This window comes from Armatimonas sp. (assembly GCF_043760365.1).
Lineage (GTDB): Bacteria > Armatimonadota > Armatimonadia > Armatimonadales > Armatimonadaceae > Armatimonas.
In genome coordinates this window covers 1-7,225 of sequence record NZ_JAYUPA010001049.1, presented here as the reverse complement: position 1 = coordinate 7,225, position 7,225 = coordinate 1, and the positions used below count along the sequence as shown (strand labels likewise).

Here is a 7,225-nt window from a genome sequence, read left to right as displayed (position 1 = left end):
TTGCCGTGTCGGGCTGGAAGTTGGTGCGGAGGGTCTCCGGCGTTTCGCGCAGCGCGCGCCGAACGGGTTGAAACGAGACGTCATCGTCCCTACCCGGTGTCGGCTCCCATTTGACCTCGTCGCCACAGGGCGGCAGGCTACAAAGTGTCTGTCGTCTCCGTGCCGAGCACAGCAAGCTCATGAGTATGCTATCGCTTTTACAGCACTTTGCAAGTTCTCTCTCTGACAAAATTTCCACGCCCCATTTCCGGTTTGAACAGGCCGCTTGGAGTCGGCATTTATGAGCAGTTTAGACCAGGCCATTGAGACCCAACTCAAAAACATCGAGACCAAGACCGGCACCTCTCGCGACGAACTTAAAGCCACTCTTCTCAAGACGGGGCTAACCAAACACAGCGAGCTACGCACTCATGCCCAAGCAACCTTTGGCCTTGGGCACGGCGATGCGAACGCACTCGTGCACTTTGCCTGCGCCTCCAGCGGGAATTTTGCCGCCGAGGGCAAGAGTGACGATACCGTTCTGGACGAGATGTACACTGGCCCCAAAGCTACCCTTCGCCCGATTCACGATGCGTTACTCGCGCAAATCCTAGAACTTGGGGAGTTTGAGGTTGCGCCCAAGAAAGGCTACGTGAGCTTGCGGCGCAAGAAGCAGTTCGCCATGATCGGTCCGGCCACCAACACACGCGTCGAGGTGGGGATCAATCACAAAACTCTCCCTGGCACCGAGCGCTTACTCGCGCAGCCCGCTGGAGGAATGTGTACCCACAAGATCAAGCTCACCGACGCTGCCGAAGTAGACGATGAGCTACTAGGCTGGATTCGCAGTGCCTACGAGAGTGCGGGCTGATAAAATAGGCACCTATGACGGATGAAGAGAAGCTCATTGAGAAGCTACGCCGGATCGAAGCGCTCTATGCCCGGCCAGGTACCGCAGGCGAACGCGAGGCCGCAGCCGGTGCCCGTGAGCGCATCCTAGCGCGGCTGAAAGAAGTCGAGAAGATCGAGCCGCCTGTCGAGTACAAGTTCACGATGTCAGATCGCTGGGCGCAGCAACTTTTCATGGCCTTGCTCCGGCGCTACAACCTCAAGCCCTACCGCTACAGCGGACAGAAGCGCACCACGGTCATGGTCAAAGTCACCCGCTCGTTTGTCAAAGAGACTCTCTGGCCAGAGTTCGAGGCGCTGCACACCACTCTGGAGGAGCACCTCACCGAAGTCACACAGCGCGTGGTCTCCGAAGCGCTTCACCCTGATACGTCGGATGCAGCAGAATCAGCTTAGTGGGTACTCCAGAGTTTCACAAGAGTCTCGATTGTGGTGGCGGCACCAGGAGCGGGAAGTCGCGAGACACTTCCCTTTGGCGGGATGCTCTCCAGCGGCCACTGGGCACTGAGAAACGCGTCGCTCTCTAAGCGAATGCCGCCGTTCCAGCCTTGGAGCGCGGCATCGAGCGCGGCGAACTCCGCGAAGCCCTCGCGGGGGCCGTAGAGAAGCGGTGTCCCAGCGGCCATACACTCGCCCACCAGGCCGTAGCCCGCTTTGGAGATCACACAGTCCACACTGGCCACTAAATCCTCGTGAGGTAGAGTGTCGCGGGAAAGCACGATTAAATTCCACGGCCATGGCCTCGGCGGCGGGGTGAGCGTGTAGAATGTCCACCCAGTAAAGCGCTCCAGGCTCGCCCAGGGAAACGGCATCCCCCAGCTCCCCGCGTAGATCAGAGCGAACCTACCCCCTGGCCCCCGCCTGGCGGGGGGAATTATTCGGTTTCCCCCCACTCGCGCCACTAATCCGACCGACTCACGCTTGGGGAAATACGGCATCGGGAGCGCGAAGCCCGCTTCCAGTAGCAAGGTTGCTTGTGCGTACTCGGCCTCAAGCTGCCTGACAATTCCCTCGAACCCTGCGTACTCCGCGTAGATATCAGCCCAGGTGAAGTTGGCCACGCAGACTGACGGTAGCCCGAGCGTGAGAGGAAACGATGCCACATCGGTGAGAATCAGTCGGGCGTTGACCGAGCGTAGCCAGGCGATTTCGTCGGCGCGACGCGCTTCATTGCGCTGATTCTGTTCCTCCCAGGCAGCCCTCGTCGCCGCAATGTCCACGGTCACTGAGTCGGTCTGGAGGCAACCGACATCAAAGCTCTCGGGGATCAGGAGGAAGGGGCGCTTCACTTCCGCACGCCAGAACCACTCGGGTGCCGCCGTCTTCACGAAAAGGGGGATCTCCGGTGGCAAGTCCCGCAGAATCGTCACCTCCCGCGCCGAGTGCCCCAGCCCATGCCCCGAGACGTACGCCACTATTGCCAAGGCGTCTGGGCTACTTCTCGATCTCGATCGTGTCCCAGCGCTTGCCGTCGAGGCTGCGCACCGTCACGCTCTTCAGCCCTTCCAGCTTCTCCCAGCGGCGTGAGAGCAGCATGGTCTTTACTGGCTTGAGCTTCCCCACCTTCAGGTCAATTGCTTCCAGCGCCGCTTCTGGCTTGGCAAATGCCGTGCGGAATGTCACCGTCGCCAGTACGGACTTGCCACCCGCGAAGCGCACGTACCAGCCTGAGCGCTTGGTTCCGTACTCACGAAACGCCCCTCGTTCGCCGATACTCAGCGGCTTACCAATCGCGGCATCTACCTGACGGGGTTCCTTGCCCATCACTTGATGGATCGAGAAATCTTTGCAGAGTGCAGGCAAGGCAATCAGTACCAGCCCAACGATTGCCAACATTTTCTTCATGCCTGAATTGTACACCACGAAGTGCCTCTTGTTGGTAAACTGTGCTATGAAGTCTTTTGCCACAACAATTCTCATCCAAGCCCCTATGGAGCGCATCTGGAACTTGCTCCTAGATGGCCCCGGCTGGCCTACCTGGAACCCAACCGTGGAGCGGGTCGAGGGGACAATCGCACAGGGGGAGAAAATCACGGTTCATACCAAGATCGCACCGGGACGAGCCTTCCCCGTGGTCGTCAGTGAGCTCACTGCGCCCCAGAAAATGGTCTGGACAGGCGCGATGCCACTGGGGCTCTTCACCGGCCCCCTGGCGCCGCTGTTCACTCGCTCCATCCCCGATCTCCAGCCCGCCTTCGAAGCCTTCGCCGCCGGGCTAAAACAACACGCGGAAAAGCATTCACAGGCAGAACAGAGTATTGCAGAATGAGCCAGGCAAATAATGTCGTTCTGATTTGTGTAGATCAGTGGCGCGGCGATGCGCTGGGCTGTGAGGGGCATCCGATTGCGATGACACCGCACCTGGATCAGCTCGCTGCTGAGGGAGTGCGCTTCGGGCGAGCCTATAGCGCAACTCCTAGCTGCATCCCCGCACGGGCGAGTCTCTACACTAGGCTCTCACAGACCAGCACAGGGAAAGTGGGCTACCGCGATGGCGTTCCGTTTGACTACCCGGTAACCATTGCCTCGGAGTTTACCAAAAACGGCTACCAGACCCAGGCCATTGGCAAGCTCCATGTGTTTCCTGAGCGCAGCCAGATCGGATTTCAGAACGTGTTGCTTCATGATGGTTACCTGCACTTTGGGCGCAAGAAGCCGCGTGATATCGGCATGGTGGATGACTACCTGCCCTGGCTGCGCGAGAAGACCGGCGACCCGAAGGCGGATTACTTCGATAACGGGGTGAACTGCAACTCCCAGGTGGCGCGGCCCTGGGACAAAGACGAAGGTAGTGCCCGTGATGCAGGGTGAGCAAGCCCAGATTCGTGGAGGAGGATTCTCTTGTTACCGGAAAACCAGTGAACTCCCTGCTCCCTCCTACGTCGGTAGGGGCATGAGAGAGACGCAAAAAGAGTGGACTATCAAAGGTGTCAAGCGCACCGCCGTTGTGGTGCTGCCTGCAAAAACTGAGGGCGCGCCGATTGTCTTTGGGTTCCACGGCCACGGCGGCAACGGGCGCAATAGCGCAAACCGCTGGAACTTGCAGGCGCTCTGGCCTGAGGCGATCTTTGTCTACCCCAATGGGCTTCCCACCAAGACCCCGCGCGATCCTGAGGGCGGCAAGCCAGGCTGGCAGATGTTCGGCGGCGGCGGCCTGTTCCCCAACCGGGATATGGATTTCTTCAACGCGATGCTGGAGACAGCCCGTAAAGAATGGAAAGTGGACGACAAGCAGCTCTACTGCTGATGCACATCGGGGCCAAGAACGACCCGATTGTGAAGTGGGACCAGCAGCAAGCAGCCATAGATGCGGCCAAGAAAATCAATGGCGACAAAGCGCCCATTGAGGTGGTGCTCCACGAAGGCGGACACAACTACCCTAATATCGCCCCGGAGAAGCTGGTCGCATTTTTCAAGAAGTACAAGCGCTAGCTCCAAGTCCCTCTGTTTCTAACCCGAAATCGGGGAAGAAGTGGAAAAATGTGCTAGAATGCGCAGGACTTGGCAGTGACTTCCAACGAAACAGATTTCCCGGCAGACCTGAGGACTTTGATCCTCTCCCCCACGGACTACCTTGCAGGTGGTGTTCGTAGCCTACGCTTTCACCTGACCAATAGCGACCCGCAGACGGCTCTGTATGTCAAGCTGTCGTGTGAGGCCGACTGGGTCAGCCTGTCGCCGCAGGAGGCCGCTCTAGGGCCTGGCGAGAAGCAGGCGGTGGCGGTGACCGTTAAAGTGGACACGGCGCGGGCACAGCTTCAGGCGGGTGGCCCGCCCGCAACGCCCATCGCGCTCCTGAGCCAGCGCCTTGGAGGAGCGGGCTTGTCTCCCCTGCCCACGATGAGTGCCACAGTCTATGTGCGCCTCCCCGTGGCGATCTGCCCGTCGTGCGAAAAGACGCTCGATGCGGACCTCTCCGATGGTGCCACGATTCCCGCGTTCTGTCCGTTCTGTTTCGAGCGCCTGCGCCCCTGCCCCATCTGCTCCACCCCCAACACGTGGCGCGCCCGCCAGTGCATCGCGGATTCGTCGCACACCGTTCGTGGCCTGCTGGACTGGACGGTTCTCGGGGGCGGCCCGGGTCATTTTGGCCTGCGTGATCCCGTGGATCTGGGAGTTGCGCCTCTGCGTGAGGGGGCTGGTTTTTCCCTGACTCGTCGGTGGTCGTTCCCCTCGGTGCCGCCCAGCCGGAGCGAGCAAACTCTCTACTGGAGCGCCCCGATCGCGGCCTACGGCATGGTCGCCGCCGCCGCCGCCACGTCCGAGGGGGATGCCCATATCTACGCCTTTCAGAGCGACACGGGCGCTCCGCTCTGGGACCCGTATCCTCTCGCAGACCCGGTCTATCCGGAGCGCGGTGGAGTAACCCTCAACGAAGGGAAGCTCTACGCCGCCACCGTTGAGGGCCTGCTGGTCTGCGCCGATGCGCTCCGTGGCACCCGCCTCTGGGAACGGACACTGGCAGGAAAGGTCTACGGCGCTCCCGTTCCCTCGACACCGGGTTCACCACTCCTGGTTCCTCTGGTCACGGCGGAGGGAGGCGCACTGGCACAAGTGGGCGTGGAGCTGGGAGATGGAGTCTGCATAACGCCGCTGGAAGGCCCCGTCATGACCGCCCCGGCGTTCTTTGACGGGCGGGTGCTGGTTCATGATGACAGTGGGGTACTAAGCTGCATCGAGCTCACCACCGGCAAGCTCCTCTGGCGCTCCAATGGGCTGGGCAAGTTCCAGGCATCCCCAATCGCCTACGATGGCCGTGTCTACTCCGCCACCGATACGGGAAAGGTTTTTGCCCATGAGATTCAGACAGGCAAGGAGCTCTGGCAGGTAGAAGTCACGAGCGTGGCACTCTCGGGGACCCCTGCGTGCGATGGCAGCTTGCTTTATCTGCCGGGCGAGGATGGGGTGCACCTAGTCAGTGCCGCTCTGGGACGTGCTGTCCGTCGCTACCCCACCCGCCGCCCCGTGCGCTCCTCGCCCGTGGTGATTGCGGGATCGCTCCTGTTTGGGGTAACGGATGGGGATATCTACGGCGCGGCACCGGGCCGCACGCTGGAGCGTCTGTACGAGACCGGGACAATCAGCTCCCAGATTATCACCGCGCCCGCGCTGGCCGACGGTGCATTATTTCTCACCTCTACCAACGGTGTTCTCTACAGTCTAGCCCTCAGCTAGCCGTCTAATAATCGCTAAAGTTTTAAGTTTTACCATGGCCCAGAGCACAATATTGAGTATGTTTGAGAGTCCCAGTACCGTGGACAGCCCCACCCCGGGCGGCACGGTCTGGCTTGCACGCGACCCCGTGATGCAGCGCCCCGTCTTGCTCAAGCGCCTTCCCACCAGCGCGAATCGCTCCCGACTGACCGAGGCACTGACCCTGGATCATCCCGCCATTGCCCGTACCCGTCGCTGGCTACTAGATGAGAACCAGCTCTACGTGGTGCGCGATGTGGCACGTGGAAAGAATCTCCGGCAGCGGCTGTCGGCCCAGGGAGGGCGCCCGGACACCGAGACTCTCCGTAAGTTCCTCCTGCCCGTTTTAGAGGCGCTTGAGTACGCCCACGGTCGCCAGCTTCCCCACGGCGGGCTCTCCTATGAGAATATTCTCGTCGCCGATGATGGGGCCGTGATGCTCACCGACTTTGGGGCCACCGACCCTGCGGCATCGCACCACCGGGCGCTCTACAATGGTTCGCTGACTGTCGAGAACGATATCCAGGCGATGGCAAAGCTCATCGCGGCTCTTCTGCCCACCACGGGCCCCTTCGCGACTCCCACCGTGCGCAGCCGTGTGGAGGGAGTGACGTTACGCTGTGAGACCCTGGGGAGCCTACGTGAGGTGTTGGCAAGCCTGGAGAAGCTCGCCACGGCCCCCCTGCCTCGCCCCACTTCCACGGCAGTCGCCACGGTCGCGTCCCAGACCCCCGGACAGCCTGGGATCCCTCCCCCGCTCTTCGGGAACCTTCCCACGAGCATCGCCCCCGCCCTCACCGAGCAAAATACCCCCGTTCCCACAAAAGGCGTCGCCAAGCTGGTCTGTAGCCAGCCCGACCGCCCCCTGGTGCCGCAGGGCGGCGGGGGTCTACTCGCTATCGAGGCCAAGAACGACGGCGACGCGACTCTGCTCATCCGTATGGTCGCCACTCAGCACGCCTGGCTCAATGTGCGCCCGACCAACCTCCCTCTTGTTCTGCCGCCAGGAGCCTCCGTCAAGATCGGCTTCGTGGTCTCTGCGGCGCGCCTAGCGGGCGGCGAGTACCGCAGCGCCGTCTATCTCTCGTCGAACGCCCCCGGCCCCAACGCCGAGGATCTGCGCACCGGCTGGTGGAAACACAGC

Annotated in this window: 11 protein-coding genes; 8 read left to right on the top strand and 3 right to left on the bottom strand. The window is 61.4% G+C overall.

The genetic code is table 11. The features are described from left to right. The coding region (locus tag ACH2EH_RS26830) for a hypothetical protein (RefSeq protein ID WP_395146536.1) at window positions 1-181 on the bottom strand (181 nt) is incomplete at its 3' end. A 99-nt stretch (window positions 182-280) separates the two neighbouring features. Here ACH2EH_RS26830 and ACH2EH_RS26825 point away from each other — a divergent pair. Further along, window positions 281-850: a DUF5655 domain-containing protein gene (locus tag ACH2EH_RS26825; RefSeq protein WP_395146534.1), complete on the top strand. Its 570-nt coding sequence runs from the start codon at window positions 281-283 to the stop codon at window positions 848-850. 14 nt (window positions 851-864) lie between these two features. Beyond that, entirely contained in the window at window positions 865-1,284 is a 420-nt protein-coding gene (locus ACH2EH_RS26820) for a hypothetical protein (RefSeq protein WP_395146532.1), read from the top strand. Here ACH2EH_RS26820 and ACH2EH_RS26815 read toward each other — a convergent pair. Together ACH2EH_RS26815 and ACH2EH_RS26810 are read right to left on the bottom strand one after the other, a co-directional pair. Further along, complete coding sequence (locus tag ACH2EH_RS26815) at window positions 1,281-2,312, bottom strand: hypothetical protein (protein WP_395146530.1); 1,032 nt, start codon at window positions 2,310-2,312, stop codon at window positions 1,281-1,283. The genes ACH2EH_RS26820 and ACH2EH_RS26815 overlap by 4 nt on opposite strands. A 10-nt stretch (window positions 2,313-2,322) precedes the next feature. Beyond that, a complete protein-coding gene (locus tag ACH2EH_RS26810; RefSeq protein ID WP_395146529.1) occupies window positions 2,323-2,733 on the bottom strand; it encodes a hypothetical protein in 411 nt (136 codons plus the stop codon). 46 nt (window positions 2,734-2,779) lie between these two features. Between ACH2EH_RS26810 and ACH2EH_RS26805 the strand changes: the two genes are divergently transcribed. The 6 genes from ACH2EH_RS26805 to ACH2EH_RS26780 form a co-directional block, all read left to right on the top strand. Further along, window positions 2,780-3,157: an SRPBCC family protein gene (locus ACH2EH_RS26805; protein WP_395146527.1), complete on the top strand. Its 378-nt coding sequence runs from the start codon at window positions 2,780-2,782 to the stop codon at window positions 3,155-3,157. Then, on the top strand, window positions 3,154-3,699 hold the full coding sequence (locus tag ACH2EH_RS26800; protein ID WP_395146526.1) for a sulfatase-like hydrolase/transferase: 546 nt from the start codon (window positions 3,154-3,156) through the stop codon (window positions 3,697-3,699). The genes ACH2EH_RS26805 and ACH2EH_RS26800 overlap by 4 nt, the downstream gene beginning before the upstream one ends. 82 nt (window positions 3,700-3,781) lie before the next feature. Then, window positions 3,782-4,135 carry a hypothetical protein gene (locus ACH2EH_RS26795; RefSeq protein WP_395146524.1) on the top strand — a complete coding sequence of 118 codons (354 nt, stop codon included), beginning with the start codon at window positions 3,782-3,784 and terminating at the stop codon, window positions 4,133-4,135. Continuing rightward, window positions 4,102-4,320, top strand: a complete 219-nt coding sequence (locus tag ACH2EH_RS26790) for a hypothetical protein (RefSeq protein WP_395146522.1) — start codon at window positions 4,102-4,104, stop codon at window positions 4,318-4,320. The genes ACH2EH_RS26795 and ACH2EH_RS26790 overlap by 34 nt, the downstream gene beginning before the upstream one ends. Window positions 4,321-4,395: 75 nt before the next feature. Beyond that, the gene (locus ACH2EH_RS26785) at window positions 4,396-6,063 is read left to right on the top strand and encodes a PQQ-binding-like beta-propeller repeat protein (protein WP_395146538.1); all 1,668 of its coding nucleotides are present in this window, start codon (window positions 4,396-4,398) and stop codon (window positions 6,061-6,063) included. 58 nt (window positions 6,064-6,121) lie between these two features. Then, on the top strand, window positions 6,122-7,225 hold a 1,104-nt coding region (locus tag ACH2EH_RS26780; RefSeq protein WP_395146521.1), incomplete at its 3' end, for a protein kinase.